The organism is Sphingobacterium sp. UBA7631, from assembly GCF_002483935.1.
Taxonomy (GTDB): Bacteria; Bacteroidota; Bacteroidia; order Sphingobacteriales; family Sphingobacteriaceae; genus Sphingobacterium; species Sphingobacterium multivorum.
Window position 1 is genome coordinate 573713 of record NZ_DLIX01000002.1, and the last position, 16470, is coordinate 590182.

Sequence of the window (16470 nt, forward strand, 5' to 3'; positions counted from 1 at the left end):
CATGAAACTTAGAAATATAACGATTGCATTGAGCGTAGCCACCTTACTGTTCTCTTGTCAAAAACTCGATCAGGAACCGTTGGATGCCTATAATGCCGATAATTTTTGGAAAACGGAAGCAGAAACCGATTTTGCTGTAACAGGTTTGTACAGCGGTACAAGGGGAAGCGACGGTAAGCTGGCCGAAGGATCTGCTTGGGAAGACGGTACCCAGATTTTTTACATGGACTGTACGTCGGATAACTCCAATAGTGATTTCCCTTGGGAAGGATTCCAGGCTTTAGGAAATGGCACCGCAACACCGACAAACTCTGGAAATGCAGAGGCCCGCTATACGTACGAGCATATCCGTCGAGCCAATTACATCCTTGAAAATATTGAAAAATCACCGGTTAATGCTGAAAAGAAGAAGCGGCTGACCGCCGAGGTACGCGTTATACGAGCATACAAGTATTTTGATTTGGCGACCTTATTTGGGGGAGTGCCTATCATTACGAAAACTTTGACGACAGAAAATTCGTTCGTGCCTGCAAATACGCAAAAAGAAGTATTGGAATTTGTGGAAAAAGAATTGAAAGAAGCTGCAGCAGATTTGTCGTTTGCTAAGGGAGGCGGGCGGATGTCAAAAGGTGCCGCCCTTGGTTTGTTGGCTCGCTGTTATGCTTTTGAAAAGAAATATCAGGATGTCATCAATACAACACAGGAGATCATCTCTTCGGCTAATTATAAATTATTCGATGATTATGCAACCCTATTTGAAGAGGCAAATGAAAACAACAGTGAGGTTATGATGAATATCGAATATTTGGTAAATATTCAAGGATATACTTCACTTGGTATTATGCTGCCCAATTCCATGGGCGGATGGGGGTCTATTGTACCAACACAGAGTCTGGTAGATGCTTACGAAACTGCCGATGGAGAAACTATTGGCGAGTCGAAATCCTATAACCCTGCCAGTCCATATGAAAAAAGAGATCCACGCCTGGGCGCAACAATTGTTTACCCAGGAGCACTGTATAACGGAAAATATTTCGATCCATTGGATCCGAAATCGGAAGATTATCCATCTGGTCCAGATAATGCATCTAGCACAGCTTACAACTATAAAAAATACATCCAAAATCCGAGCAGTTATGCGAACATTTGGAACGTGGGTACCAACATTATTGTGATGCGTTATGCTGAAATGCTTCTGTTAAATGCGGAAGCAAAGATTGAATTGGGGATCATTGATAATAGCGTATATGACAATATCGATCTGGTTCGCGTGCGAGCAAAGATGCCAAAAGTAGATAAAGCAGTTTACAGTGGTCAGAGCAAACTGCGTGAGTTGGTTCGTCGCGAGCTGCGTGTAGAATTCGCAGGAGAAGGACGCCGTCGCTTTGATATTATTCGTTGGGGAATAGCCAAAGATGTGATGAACGGTCCTGTCAATGGCGCGCTGTCAAAAGGTGCGGTGGATCCTAAAACAGGCAAGGTTACTTACACGTCGCTAACGGACCGTTTTTTCTCTGAAAATAGAACGTTCAAAGCTGGAAAAAATGAATTGTGGCCAATTCCGCAAGCTGTAATCGATAACAGTAAAGGAACGTTGAAACAAAATGTAGGGTATTAATTTTCTCCTGCTATATTTTTTACGAAGCAAGCAAGCAAGCAAGCAAGCAAGCAAGCAAGCAAGCAAGCAAGCAAGCAAGGCGGTTATGTGATACACTCACTTAACCGCCTTTTTGTAGTTATAGGGCATTTCTAATTTTTTTTTGTATAATTTTTTTGTGGAAAAAGAAAAAATGATCATCTTATGTTAAAATGTATTCTACTTTAGCGTGACACGCAGTAGATAGATCAATTATGAATCATATAAGCTGAAATGCATGAGAGGTGTTTTATGTGCACTTGCGATAACTACAGTTTTAATTTTATCGTTTAATAAGCTTGTCTATAATGATACGCCCATGGCGAATCATGCAACATTATTAAGCGAAGTGAATCGCCATAAAAAAGAAATCAAAAGTATCTTGATGACCGATAGTAATTTTTCGGATCTACGCTTTTTTGATGCTACGCTAAAAAATAATAGAATTTTGATGTTGGGTGAAATGCTGCACAATGATGGCGAAACTTTCAAAGCGAAAGCCAGACTCATCCGTTATCTGCATGAGCTTCTCGATTATGACGTAGTTTTATATGAGGCAGGGCAATATGATATGTGGATGATGAATGCACAGATGGATAACCCTACGAGTCGGTCTCAAGTAAAAACGGTCGGCGGTATCGGTCTATTTGACTTTTGGTGGCAAAATGAGGAAAATCAACTGCTCTTAACTTATTATAAAAATACGAAAACATCCCAGAATCCTATTTCTCTCGGTGGGTTTGATATTCAGTTTTCGGGTAGGGAATTGTCTGATAAGCGGGCGAAATTATTAGAAGATTTCTTAGTCAAAAATGGGATTGATTCAACCAAGTATCCTTTATTGAAAAAAAATAGAAACAAACTGGAATACCTGACATATGAACGTTTTGCCAGCAAGCAGCTCGATGCGGACCAAAAGAAACAGTTTTTAGCAGAATTGGATGCATTGAGCCGTGTGATCAGCAGGGGTGTAAAAGACAATGAGCACCTGATCTATAGCCGATATCTGTCCGATATGAGAAATAACTTTGACAAATCTTGGCGCTATAAATCAGGATCAATGCAGAGCATGCATTTTAGGGATTCCCTGATGGCAGAAAATCTATGCTATCAGATCGATTCGCTTTACGCCGGCAAAAAGATTATCGTCTGGTGTGCCAATATCCATAGCTTTTCTGCTCCATACAATAAAGATTATCGGCCGCTTGGGACTTATCTAAAGCGTAAATATGGCGCCCAAGCATATAGCCTGGACTTTACTTCCTATGGACGATACGATAAAACTGGCCGTGTTGTCGATAGAGTGGGTAAGTTGGCGGTGGAAAATGTATTTCATGCCACTAAATTGCCTTATTTCTTTTTAGATCTTCGGGAGTTGTCCAACAATAGTATTTTAAAACAGAATTTTAGTTCAGTCATCAATCAAGGGATTGATGAAGATAGAAGGTGGCACGACTTTATCGACGGCATTTTCTATATCGATATCAATAAAGATCCAATTTACCGGTAACACCAATGGAAAGTATCCTCACAAAACAACTTAGCTTTAAAATAGGCGCGAAAACAATCCTGGATAACATCAGTCTGCAGGTACCAGAAAAGGGTATTTATGGCTATCTCGGGCGAAATGGAGCCGGAAAATCGACAACAATCAAGCTACTTTTAGGTCTTTTGGAGGACCGGACAGATGCGATTTTTATTCAGGGAAATAGTCTTAGGACAAATCGAACACGTATCTATACGAATGTTGGAAACCTGATCGAATCGCCTTGTTATTATACTAAGTTAACCGTTTTTGAAAATTTAAAGTATTTGGATATCATTCATAAAAAAGGGAATAAACGCATTGATGAAGTGTTGGAAATGGTTGATCTTCATCGGGAGAAAAAGAAAAAAACGAATGCTTTGTCTATGGGTATGAAACAGCGGTTAGGGATTGCAATGGCGATATTTCATGATCCCCAATTACTCATTCTGGATGAACCATTAAATGGTCTTGACCCACAGGGTATTGTGGAAATGCGCAACTTGTTTTGTCACCTCAATGAACAGGGTAAAACGATCTTTCTTTCAAGCCATATTTTGAGTGAGCTTGAAAAAATAGCAACACACATTGGTATCATAGAAGGTGGGAAAATGATTTTTCAAGGAACTAAGCATGAGCTGCTGGGGCAGGTTGACCGAGAAGTGTTCTTACGGACATCCAATCCTGCTGCAACAGTTTCTATTTTGCAAAATGCAGGTTTTTCTACCGTTAAGATCGATGGTCAAAATGTTGTCGTCAGTATAGGGGATGATCAACAATTTGATTTTGTGATCAAATCTTTGGTTGAACAGCAGATTGCTATTTATGGGCTGGAATCCCGTGGTGCTGACCTTGAACAAATTTTTATAAACCTAATCGCTCGTGCAAATGACTAATACATTTTATACTGCTTTTTTGTCTGAAAAGTACAAACTTCTTCGTAACAGGGAAATTTTTGGGATCTTGATCGCACCTATGCTGCTTATTTTTGCGATTAGCGCTTATATAATCTATGACATTGTCAATTCCGGTGGTGCCAGCGCCATTCCAAATCCCTGGAAAGTCTTATTGGGTCGATATGTATTTCAATTTTTTTATTTACTCTATCCCATTCTTGTCGCTTTGTTTGTATATGCTTGCTGTGATGTGGAGTATAAGAATAACAATTATAAAATACTCTTTACTGTGCCCATCAGTAAATCGAATATTTTCTTTTCCAAAGCGACCTTTATTCTACTAACATTACTTTTTTCAATTCTTTTTGCGTACGCTGCATTTTTGATCAGCGGCTATCTGCTCAGTCTGATTTATCCCGTCCTTGGTTTCCAGAATTACGACTATAGGCAGGTGATTTTTTATACATTTCTGAAGCTTTTCATTACCTTATCAGCTATTGGGATGATCCAGCTGGCTTTAAGTCTATTGTTCCGAAGCTTTATTTACCCGATTGGGGTGGGGATGTTTATGTTGGTGTTTTCAGTGCTGGTGGCGCAAAAAAGCTTTTCGGATTTTATACCCTATACGGGTGCTTATAATGCGGTCATGAACATCCTATCCGAAAATGACTCATTTGCACGGCTCGATTACTGCAACATGGTGATGGTTGTTGTATTTCTATTGATCAGCTTTTATCTATTTAAACGAAAGGGGCAGTTTTAACGTTTCGTTCGTGCATGCCCACTGATCGGCTATTTTTTGTCAAATTCTTTTTTATAGGCGCTTGGTGACTGTCCATATTTCCTTTTAAAGGCCGACGCGAAGTAAGATGCTGATGAAAAGCCGACACTACTAAATATTTCGTTGATGGTTAGACCCTCAGCCATCAGGCTTTTGGCTTTCTTTAATCTTCGTTCCACAATATACTCATTGACACTGCAGTCGAGCAGCTGTTTCACCTTACGATAGAGCTGAACGCGTGAGAGATGGAGGTCGTTGGCAATCCTGTCGACGCTTAACCGCTGATCCGATAACTTGGATTCGACAATGGCGGAGAGATTGTTTAGGAATCTTCTGTCGCTATCGTTGACCTGTTCGGCTTGAGTACGCTCAAACTGTTCGACGTTGCTGCTATATTTTTCTTTAAGCTGATGACGCGATTGAAGAATATTTGAAATACGTATCCGCAGCAGTTCGGCATTGAATGGCTTAGTAATATAGTCATCGGCCATTAATTTGCTCCCCTCAAGCATGGTCTCCTCGTTGGCAAGTGCACTCAGTAAGATGACGGGAATATGTGCGGTCTGATAAAAGGCTTTGATGTCTTTCAAAATATCCAGTCCGCTTCCATCAGGAAGCATAATATCGGTGATCACCAGGTCTGGAAAATGTGTCTTCATCATACTAGTGGCTTGCTGGGCATCCTTCGCCAGAAACAGGTTGTAATCCTGTTCCAATAACGAGCGTAGATAGTCTCTGATTTCATCATTATCTTCGACGATCATAATGCTCTTCGATTTGTTGGATCGAAAAGAAAGATTGTTGTCTACCACCTTTGCTGTCGTGTCCAGTAGATCTTGTTGCTGAAACGATGGTTTTTCTCCACTGTCGAAACCGGCCAGTTCAGCAGGTTCATAATGACCGTTCCCAATTGGCATGCGGAGGGTGAAGATCGATCCATGGCCGGGCTTGCTGCTCACGGTGATCTGGCCATGATGCAGTTCGACGATCTGTTTGCTGTATGCGAGTCCGATTCCGGATCCGTTACGGCTGCCGGCTCCTTGGTAAAAAGGATCAAAAATATGCTCAATATCAACCGGCGCAATTCCCAGACCATTATCCAATACGCGTAGATAAAAATAGTCCTTGAAATTGTTTTCTTCTAGTATAATTTCAATTCTGCCGCTTGCTGAAGTATGTTTGATCGCATTGGATAATAAGTTGGATAGGACCTGTTCCATGAGGTATTCGTCCATCCAAACCTCTTTCAAACTCGTTTTGTTGATATAACTGACCGAGATTCTGTTTTTCTTAAATAGCGGTTTGAAACTACCTATTACCTGCTGGATGAATGGATCGATATAAACGATAGACGCATGTAACCTAATTTTTGATTTACTGATTCGGTGGATATCAATGAGGTCGGTAACCAAACGCTGTAGTTTTTTTGCATTCCGCTTGACGCGCGACAACTGTTCTTTGACTTCTTCTGGCAGGTCTTTTCGTAATTCAAGGTCCTCGATAGGCGCTATAATAAGCGTCAGTGGTGTTTTAAATTCATGTGAGATGTTGGTGAAGAAATTATTCTTGATTTCTGCCGCTTGCTGGATCTGACTATTCATCTCGACGATCTGTTTTTGTTGCGCAAGGATCTCACTATTTTGGATTTCCAGATGTTTGTTCTTTTCCCAGTTGCTCCTGATCACGATAATAGAAATGCCACCAAAGACAACAGCAAGCACCAAGCTAACGACCAGTACATTAAGAACCGACTTTTGACTTTGGTAAATCTTATTCTGTTCCGTAATGAATTCCTGTCTTTTGTCTATATCGAGCTGCTGTTGCTTTATTTTATCCGACTGCAGGGCAAGCAATTCCGCGTTAGTTTTATCGATGACAGAGGTTGCGAGTATATTCTCGCGGCGGTAGTTTTGGTGGTTGATGATAGCCAAGGCCGTTCGAATGGCTTCGGCTCCGCCAGTGGGGTAGAGTATGGAAGCGAACATTTTGCCCTGTATGATCTGTTCAAGGCCATTTCCGGGACCAGGAAGGGCATCAACACCGATTATCTTAATGTCCTTTTTGATCTGGGCTTCGTCCAATGCTTTTTTTACCCCCATGGCCATCTGATCATTGAAGGTGAAGATGATATCACTCTGGATCATTTGGTCTATATGCTTACGCGTTTCCAAATAAGCTTTGTTTTTTTCCCATCCGCCGTGAATGATTCCGCTCGTTCGAATCCCTTTAGCATCTCCAATTTGCTGCATAAAGCCTTTTTCACGTTCTATGGAGGCGGATGTACCCGATAATCCAGTAACCAGGCCGATCGAACCATTGTTTTGTAAAATGGTGCGGCTATACTGGCCCGCCAGTTTTCCGATAGCAAGATTGTCTGCCCCCACATAGGCATTATATTGGCCTGAGGATGTCTTACGGTCAGTTACGATGACGGGTATATTGCGTTGAAATACCGAATCTACTATAGGGGTAAGGGGCTCGGCCTCATTTGGCGATACAATCAGAAGATCGATATCCTGTTTGACTAATTCCCGAATTTGATTAATCTGGACATTATTGTCGCCATGGGCATCTCGATAAAGAAAGTCAATATCCGGATTGAAGGAAAGTTCCCTTTTCATTTCTTCGAGCATGGTTTGTCGCCAGGCATCATTTCCGATACACTGTGAAAAAGCAATAATCCGCTTTTTCTTCTGGACCATTGGTTGACATCCACAAAAAAGAAGCAGGATCAATATGCCACCATAAATGAAATATTTTCCCATGATTTTTTTCCCTTCAATATCCGAATATACATTATTTAGTTTTTTTAGGCTAACCTCGTCTTTGTTAGTGTATTCTTTACACTGATATGGAAACTTTCAAAAATGTATCATTTTCTAAATTTTCTGTTTAAAAAGTGAAAGTTTTAAAAAGTAATACTAGTGTAAGTTTCAGATTTTTAGTGTTTTAATGTTTTTTAAAAAATGTTACATAAATAAATGTTTTTGCGAAGCTCAAATTTAAGTTAAGATGAAACCAGGGTTAAATTTGGATTAATCAATTATAGATCATAACATGAACAAAAACACGGTACTAGCTTGGTCCTTTGTAGTGGCTTTAGGCGGATTTTTATTTGGATTTGATACAGCGGTTATTTCAGGAGCAGAAAAGGCCGTGCAGGAACACTGGCATTTAAGTGAGTTTCAGCATGGATTGACCATGGCCATTGCATTGATCGGAACAGTTGTTGGAGCAGCGCTGGGTGCACTGCCTTCAGATAAGTTGGGGCGTAAGAATACTTTATTTGCGGTTGCAGCTCTTTACTTTATCTCAGCAATAGGCAGCGCATTGGCGAATGACTGGACGATATTTATTTTATTCCGCTTTTTGGGTGGTATAGGCGTTGGCGTCTCTTCGGTAACTGCACCAATCTATATATCGGAAATATCTCCGGCGGCATCGCGTGGAAAATTGGTCGGACTTTTCCAGTTCAACGTCGTATTGGGGATTCTGATTGCCTATCTGTCCAATTACTTTATCGGTCAGGTAGGGGAGGAGTCCTGGCGTTGGATGTTAGGCGTACAGTGTTTTCCGTCGTTATTATTCTTCGGTCTGATCTTCCTTATTCCGGAAAGTCCAAGATGGTTACTGCTGCACAGGGGTAATTTAGCTGAAGCAAAACGAATTATGAAAAAAATCAACTCGGATGGTTACGAGCTGGAGATTTCAAAAATTCAGGAGTCCAAAAACAATACAGCAGGGGAGGGCAAACTCTTCGTTCGCGAAAATGTCAAACCTATTTTATTGGCCTTTTGTTTTGCGCTATTCAATCAGGTTTCAGGTATTAACGCAATCATCTATTATGCCCCCCGTGTATTTGAAATGGCCGGCTTGGGCTCACAGAGTTCATTGCTTTCAACAGTTGGGATCGGGGTTGTCAATTTTATCTTTACGTTGCTGGCGATCAATTTCATCGATAAGGTCGGTAGAAGAAAATTAATGTTGGTGGGCTCGATTGGACTGATTGTTTCTTTGGCACTCGTTTCCCATGCTTTTTATACCAATCAAACGACGGGTTTTGCGATCACCATCTATCTGATGAGTTTTATTGCCTTTTTCGCATTCTCGCAAGGCGCTGTGATTTGGGTGTTTATTTCGGAAATTTTTCCGAATGATGTCCGTGCTAAAGGACAGACATTCGGCAGCTTGACACACTGGGTGATGGCGGCAATTATTACCTTTTGTTTTCCTGCATTGACGGAAATGCTCGGCGGGGGCGGTACCTTCTTGATCTTTGCCCTATTTATGGTTTTACAGCTTATCTATGTGCTTAAGTTTATGCCGGAGACAAAAGGGAAGTCACTGGAAGACCTTGGGCATACCATCAATCTACATTAGTCTTTAGCTGGACTAAACGAATAGGCGTCGGAGTAGCCATGGCGCGACTGGCGCCTATCGAAAGCTATTTAATCAATGACATTATGATAGCAAGTCGTGTGTATCTATTGTCAACATTGAACTTAAAGGGAAATATAATAATCAATTCGTTACATGGCTTTTGGCGCTCGGCCGAAGCTTTGTGAAAAAAGAAGAAATATGAAAAACGGAGAAAAATCAATACAGGGTATTTGTTTTGGAGAGGTACTTTGGGACAATCTTCCTACAGGTAAAAAATTGGGCGGGGCGCCGTTGAATGTGGCTTATCACCTCAATAAACTGGGCGTTACGACGCGTATGCTAACACGCATAGGGCGTGATGAAAATGGTTATGAACTACGTAAGGTATGTGAGGATCTGGGCATTCCGACCGATTTTTTCCAGTACGATGAGTTATTGCCTACCTCAACCGTAGAGGTTTCGATCGATGCTAAACGCGATGTGCATTACGATATCGTTTATCCGGTAGCTTGGGACAGAATCGCAGTGGATAGTGTGGTTCTGGAAGCAGTTGCAACGGTGGATTTTTTGGTATATGGAAGTCTAGCCTGTCGGGATGAAGTAAGCTTCCAAAGTTTGCTGTTATTGCTTGAAAAAGCCCGCTTTCGGGTGATGGATGTCAACCTGCGTACACCTTATTTTGGTCCTGAAAAAATACATAAGTTGTTGGCATATGCTGATTTTGTGAAAATGAATGCCGAAGAACTGCATGTTATTTCCGACTGGAATGGCGCTACGGAAGCCTATACCGATCAGCAGCGTGTAGACTTGATCATGGCCCGTTTTGCAATTCAGGAGGCAATTGTAACCTATGGTGCAGATGGAGCCGTGTATCATTATAAAAAAGATAATATCAGTTATCATTTCCCGGCCTTGAAAGTTCAGGTAGAAGATACAATCGGAAGCGGTGATTCGTTTTTGGCGGCTTTCCTCACCAAAAGGTTTCAGATGCAGGAGGGTGTTCAGCTGGAGGAAGTACTGGAATTTGCGGCGACCTTAAGTGGGTTTGTGACACAGAGCCGGGGGGCTTGTCCTGAATATAACGATGAGGTCATCAATCGATTCCAATGGTTGCATCCGATCTTCAATGGAGGCCAGAAGCAACAGTAAGTATACTGCTTCTTAAAGAAGCAGTATACACGCTATCATCATAAAATAATCAATCTAAATAATTAACCATTTACGCATAACCAATTATGTTTACAAGACAGAAAGCAATGCTGCTCCCGTCTTTAGCACTTTTTTCTGTTGTCGCATTTGCGCAGCAGACTGAAATCCGGGGAAGAATTACGGATAGTGGAACAGCAGCACCTATAGTGGGGGCATCTTTAGTGGTGAAGGGAACCACAATAGCTACCAAGACAAATGAAAAGGGAGAATTTGTCCTCCAGACATCGGGCAATCAGGGCACATTAGAAATAAGTTATGTCGGCTATGCCACGCAGACAATTGCTGTTGCCGGAAGAAAGTTCCTCGATATTCAGCTTACGAGCACCGAAAAAGGACTGGATGAAGTGGTCGTTACGGGATATCAAACCGAACGGAAGAAGGACTTGACTGGTGCAGTGAGTGTTGTGAATGTTGCTGAGATGATGAAGGCTCCAGAAAATAACCCAATGAAATCCCTGCAAGGAAGGGTAGCCGGTATGACTGTAACTTCGGATGGTAGTCCAAGTGGAGCGGCAACAGTGCGTATGCGCGGAATCAGTTCGATCAATAGTAGTCAGGATCCCTTATATGTCATTGATGGAACCCCCACACAGGGCGGAATGCACGAACTCAATTCGAATGATATCGAAAGCATTCAGGTTTTAAAGGACGCTTCTTCGGCGAGTATCTATGGCTCGCGTGCAGCCAATGGTGTTATTGTCATCACTACGAAAAAAGGAAAGCTAGGTGCCCCTAAACTTACAGTAGACGCCTACGCCACCAGTACGCATTTTAATAATCGCATGAAAGTGCTCGACGCACAACAATATGGTCGTGCCCTATGGCAGGCAACGATCAACAGCGGTGGCAATCCAAATGGAAACAATATTGGTTATCAGTTTGAATGGAATAACGATGCGAATGGCGTGCCTCAGCTCAATACTGTTTTTGTTTCCAAGTATATTGATCGTGAGCACACCATGTATGCTTCAGATACCGATTGGTTTAAGGAAGTTTCGAAACCAGGACTGCAGCAGTCATACAATGCGACATTGAGCTCCGGAACAGAAAAATCCAGCTCCTTTTTCTCCTTAGGTTATTTGCACAACAATGGCACACTCCGTTACACGGATTTCCAGCGAATATCCGCCCGGATGAATGCTGACTATAAACTGTTTGATGGGAAACTGGTTGTTGGAGAGAATTTTACGGTAAACAACACGGGTGAAGTGCAGGTCCCCGGCGATGTACTTGACCTTTCGTTGAAAGCTTTACCGATTATCCCCGTGCATACGGTAGATGGAATGGGCTGGGGGGGACCAGCATTAGGAATGAACGACCGTCATAATCCCATGCGTATACTTTACGACAATAGAAATAATAAATACAATTATTGGCGTTTGTTTGGGAATGCCTATGCCGATCTACAGCTGATAAAAGATCTGCATGTTCGAACCAGTTATGGCCTGGATTACAGTAATTTTTACAAACGTAACCTGGAAGTATCCTATCGTTCGGGATTTATGAACAGCAGCCGCAGTGGCGTTAATATGGAGCAGTCTCATGGGATGAAGTGGACTTGGTCCAATACAGCGACTTATCGGAAGGCAATCGACAAACATACAATAGATGTGCTTGCTGGTATCGAAATGAACCGTCAGAATGATATTAATTTTAACGCCTATACCGCTGGTGATGGTGCATTTGCCATAGAAACACCAGAGTATATGTGGCCAGGTGTGAGTACGGGTACAGCGGCAGTAGGAGGTGGCTCTACAGGCTTCTCGCTGCTATCCTATTTTGGAAAGGCCAATTATTCCTATGATGACCGTTATCTGGCTTCTTTCACCGTACGCCACGATGGCTCTTCCCGCTTCGGTAAAAACAACCGCTTTGCCACTTTTCCAGCAGTAACGGCAGGCTGGCGGATCTCTTCTGAACGCTTTATGGCAAGTACAAAAAATTATATTTCTGACCTCAAGTTACGTGTGGGATGGGGGCAGACAGGCAACCAGGGTATTGGTAATCTGGCTACCTATGCCCTGTTCGTCCCCGAATATGGTGTTGCTGATCCAACATGGAATATCGTGGACGGTACAGCATACGATCTATCGGGTGCAGGAACGGGAAAGTTACCATCGGGATACCGCAAAATCCAAACGGAAAATAATGATCTGAAATGGGAAACTACCACGCAGACGAATATAGGCTTGGACTTTTCATTGTTTAATCAAAGTCTCTATGGTTCGATTGACTGGTATGTTAAAGCAACCAAAGATATGTTGATCAATCCAGCCTATATCGGTGTGGTCGGAGAGGGCGGTTACCGTTGGGCGAATGGTGCCTCCATGGAAAATAAAGGTTTGGACATATCGGCCGGATATCGTAATAAAACAACCTTTGGATTGGATTATGATGTAATGGCTGTGTTCTCGACCTATAAAAACAAGGTGACACATTTACCCGAAGCAGTAGAAAACTCCTATGGTGGTCGTCAAGGAGACAATATTATCGGCCGGCCGCTAGGGTCATTTTATGGCTATGTCACCGACGGCATTTTTCAGAATCAGGACGAGGTGGATGCGCACGTCAATCAGACCGGTAAAGGGATAGGGCGTTTACGTTATGTCAACGTCTATGATGCGGACAAGCAGATCACCGATATGGACCGTACATGGATTGGTAGTCCTCATCCTGATTTTTCTTATAGTTTGAACATTGTGCTAAAATATAAAAGCTTTGACCTATCTGCGTACTTTCAGGGGGTACAGGGAATAGATGTTGAAAACTGGCTGAAAAAGCAAACGGACTTCTGGAGTGTGGACGACGTCAATTCCAATAAAGGTGTACGTCTGCTCAATGCCTGGACACCACAAAATCCAACGTCAACGATCCCGGCCTTACAAACAACAAATAACAACGACGAGGGCCGTCTGTCAAATTACTTTATCGAGAATGGATCTTATATGAAGCTCCGGAATTTGTCCCTGGGCTACACTTTGCCAACAGCAACCGCCGCACACCTACGTATGAGCCGATTAAGGATTTATGTAACTGGTCAGAATCTATTTACCGTTAAATCAAAAAATTTCACCGGTGTGGATCCTGAAAATGTAGGTTGGGGTTATCCAATTCCAACCACGTGGACAGCTGGGGTAAATATTGGATTTTAAAATGGGAGCGAAATAAGGCGATACACTTCTAAATAATTTATACGGATGAAAAAAATAACCACTAAAATAGCGATATTCATGGTTCTTGCTGGACTACTTCCAGGATGCACCAAATTTTTAGATCAAACACCCAATGGTGTACTAAGCTCCGATCAGGTTAAGGAGCCTGAACGATTATTGACAGCTACCTATGCGGCATTGGGTAACGATCATTATGATGTCCCTTTTAGCTTATGGCCCTATGGTACGGTTCGGTCGGACGATGCTTATAAAGGCGGATCGGGACCACAGGATATCCAGACCTTTCATTTCCTGGAGGTCTCCAATAACATTACAACCAATTTTGCAGAGTTGGATAAATTGTGGTTTCAGTTGTACGTGGCGATTTCGCGTGCCAATACCACGATCAAGACCATACAGGAGATGGATAATTTCGATGGGAAGGAAGAAAAGCTGGGTGAAGCACGCTTTCTACGCGGTCATTTTTACTTTATGCTAAAGATCCTTTTCAAATATGTGCCTTATATTGATGAAAATGTCGCGGTAGACAGCTATGAAACCGTATCGAATAGGGCCTTGAGCAACGATGCGCTATGGCAAAAGATTGTGGATGATTTTCAGTATGCTGTAGATCATCTCCCGGCTGTACAAACGGAGGTCGGGCGTGCCAACCGTGTTGCTGCTGCGGCATATCTTGCCAAAACCTATCTCTATAAGGGATACCGTCAGGACAATGCCGAACGTAATGTGGTGACGGGCATCGATGCCGGAGATTTGGAAAAGGTTGTACAAAATACGGATGTTGTACTTTCATCCAATCATACGCTGGAAACCGACTTTGCTTTTAATTTCTTGCCGGGCAAATATGAAAATGGGACCGAAGCCCTGTTTTCAGTTCAGTTTTCAAAAGATGACGGCACAAAATTTGGGCGTGTTAATTTTTCTGATGTGCTATCAGTACCTATGGGCGTAGGCTGTTGTGATTTCAATAAACCGAGTCAAAGCCTTGTCAACGCGTTTCGCACAACGGGTAAAGGTCTACCACTGGATAACTACAATGCGTTGAATAGCTTTAATACCTCAGAAAAGTACGATCCACGGTTATTTCATACGGTTGCAATTCCGGGCTTACCGTACAAGTATAGTAGCAAAAGAACGTATGAAGAAAGCTGGAACCGTAACCCGGCAGAATATTCGGTTTACGCCTCATTGAAAGAGAATGTAGATCCCGATTGCGATTGCTTTGTCCCGATGGTACCTTTCTATGCCAATACAAAAAATCGAATTGTATTGCGCTTTGCCGATGTGCTGTTGATGCGGGCAGAGGCGCTTATCGAGCTGCATCGTTCGGCTGAAGCACTGCCATTGATAAACCAAGTACGTACGCGGGCAAAAAATAGCACTGCACTTACGGGCTATGCAAATGATAAAACCCTGATCGAAACGTACAAAAATGGAGATAATATTGTATGGAACGAAGAAAATGCCCGGAAGGCGTTACGTTGGGAAAGACGATTGGAGCTTGCGATGGAAAACGGAAGGTTCTTTGATCTTGTACGCTGGGGAATTGCAGACCAGGCCATGAATGCCTATTATGATGCGGAAAAGTCACGTCGATCTTATTATTCTTCGGCACATTTTACTGCAGATAGGAACGAATACTTGCCGATTCCTGAAGCACAGATCAGATTAAGTAAATATCTGTACAAACAAAATCCAGGCTATTAAATAAGCATTTATTGTTGAACGATTAGCATAACCAATTATTCCAATGCACACATTAAAAAATACGATAAAAGTAGGGATTACTATCCTGCTTATCTGGCTTATTGCTGCCTGCAAGCGTGATGCCGATAGCACACTCAATTTGAACGCAGATGTAGAGGTACTTTCCTTCAAGGTCGGTAATACCGCTGGAAAAATACATCCGGCAAAAGGTACCATTCTTGTCATGGTTCCTGAAGGCACAGATCTTTCAGCGGTGGCTCCGACGATTGAATTGCCCAATAATGCCAAGGTTTCTCCAGCTTCAGGTATCGCCCAGAACTTTTCATTTTCTGGAACAACACCAATTACTTACCGCGTGTTTAATGGAAATCTATTCAACACCTATCAAGTAACCGTCAAAGAAATCAAAGCGGAAATAACGGCATTCCATATCGGAGAAAAAGCTGGAATCATCGATCAGAAAAATAAAAGCATTAAAATTTACCTACCCCTGGGGACAGACCTGAAGAACTTATCACCTGCGATAGAATTTACAGCTGGCGCGAGCATAACGCCCAATCAGAGTGGCCCCGTGGATTTAAGTTCTCCGATAAAATACAGCCTTGCGTATATGGGGCAGACGTTCCAGTATACGGTAACAGCGATTTTTGGCACGGAACCCAAACAGATCCTGATGATTTATAATGGCGAAACAAGCGTTCCACATTTCGACGGGTTAGGGGTGAGCGCCGTAGATTCACCTTATCCCAACCCGAAAACTACGGGAATTAATGCAACACCGTTCTGTGCGTCTTTTGTCCGGGATAATAAAACGGGCGAAGGCTGGCATGGTGGTGCGCTGTGGAATGCAAATAAAGTGACTATCAATCCGGCAGAATATGGCCGTTTTTCCATTATGATATTGAAGGATGTAGCGGGAGATGTACAATTGGAGATTCAATCGGATGGTGAACAGCAAAAAGATTGGTTGCGGGCTAATTATGCAAAGGAGCACGTTGGGGAGTGGCAAGAGTTGGTTTTTCAGATTCCTGCTGGAAGAAAGGCTATCATCAACAATATACTTGTGATGCCGCATGAGCATCCTAATGGACAGCCCGTGGCATTTCCTACCCAACGGATGTACTGGGACGAATTGAAAGCATTACCTAAAGAATGATCGAATA

At 42.5% G+C, this 16470-nt stretch carries 10 protein-coding genes; 9 read left to right on the forward strand and 1 reads right to left on the reverse strand.

The annotated features are described in order from the left end of the window. Position 1 precedes the first annotated feature (1 nt). The 4 genes from B3P16_RS02595 to B3P16_RS02610 all read left to right on the forward strand — a co-directional run bounded on the left by B3P16_RS02595 (position 2) and on the right by B3P16_RS02610 (position 4820). On the forward strand, positions 2 to 1618 hold the full coding sequence (locus B3P16_RS02595) for a RagB/SusD family nutrient uptake outer membrane protein (protein WP_286841260.1): 1617 nt from the start codon (positions 2 to 4) through the stop codon (positions 1616 to 1618). Between the two features lie 337 nt (positions 1619 to 1955). Next, positions 1956 to 3146, forward strand: coding sequence for an erythromycin esterase family protein (locus B3P16_RS02600; protein WP_286841262.1), 1191 nt, complete (start codon positions 1956 to 1958; stop codon positions 3144 to 3146). Between the two features lie 5 nt (positions 3147 to 3151). Further along, entirely contained in the window at positions 3152 to 4057 is a 906-nt protein-coding gene (locus tag B3P16_RS02605) for an ABC transporter ATP-binding protein (RefSeq protein WP_286841264.1), read from the forward strand. Beyond that, positions 4050 to 4820 carry an ABC transporter permease gene (locus B3P16_RS02610; RefSeq protein WP_286841265.1) on the forward strand — a complete coding sequence of 257 codons (771 nt, stop codon included), beginning with the start codon at positions 4050 to 4052 and terminating at the stop codon, positions 4818 to 4820. The genes B3P16_RS02605 and B3P16_RS02610 overlap by 8 nt, the downstream gene beginning before the upstream one ends. A 29-nt stretch (positions 4821 to 4849) precedes the next feature. Here the strand turns inward: B3P16_RS02610 and B3P16_RS02615 are convergent, their stop codons facing one another. Continuing rightward, the gene (locus B3P16_RS02615; RefSeq protein ID WP_286841267.1) at positions 4850 to 7603 is read right to left on the reverse strand and encodes a hybrid sensor histidine kinase/response regulator transcription factor; all 2754 of its coding nucleotides are present in this window, start codon (positions 7601 to 7603) and stop codon (positions 4850 to 4852) included. Positions 7604 to 7895: 292 nt separating this feature from the next. On the opposite strand from B3P16_RS02615, the gene B3P16_RS02620 reads away from it, so the two are divergent. The 5 genes from B3P16_RS02620 to B3P16_RS02640 all read left to right on the forward strand — a co-directional run bounded on the left by B3P16_RS02620 (position 7896) and on the right by B3P16_RS02640 (position 16463). Then, positions 7896 to 9218, forward strand: a complete 1323-nt coding sequence (locus B3P16_RS02620) for a sugar porter family MFS transporter (protein ID WP_112374298.1) — start codon at positions 7896 to 7898, stop codon at positions 9216 to 9218. A 198-nt stretch (positions 9219 to 9416) separates the two neighbouring features. Next, positions 9417 to 10367, forward strand: a complete 951-nt coding sequence (locus B3P16_RS02625) for a carbohydrate kinase family protein (RefSeq protein WP_286841270.1) — start codon at positions 9417 to 9419, stop codon at positions 10365 to 10367. Positions 10368 to 10453: 86 nt separating this feature from the next. Next, a complete protein-coding gene (locus B3P16_RS02630) occupies positions 10454 to 13579 on the forward strand; it encodes a SusC/RagA family TonB-linked outer membrane protein (RefSeq protein WP_286841272.1) in 3126 nt (1041 codons plus the stop codon). Between the two features lie 45 nt (positions 13580 to 13624). Beyond that, a complete protein-coding gene (locus B3P16_RS02635; RefSeq protein ID WP_286752939.1) occupies positions 13625 to 15307 on the forward strand; it encodes a RagB/SusD family nutrient uptake outer membrane protein in 1683 nt (560 codons plus the stop codon). 43 nt (positions 15308 to 15350) lie between these two features. Beyond that, a complete protein-coding gene (locus B3P16_RS02640; protein WP_286841274.1) occupies positions 15351 to 16463 on the forward strand; it encodes a hypothetical protein in 1113 nt (370 codons plus the stop codon). The last annotated feature ends 7 nt before the right edge of the window (positions 16464 to 16470 follow it).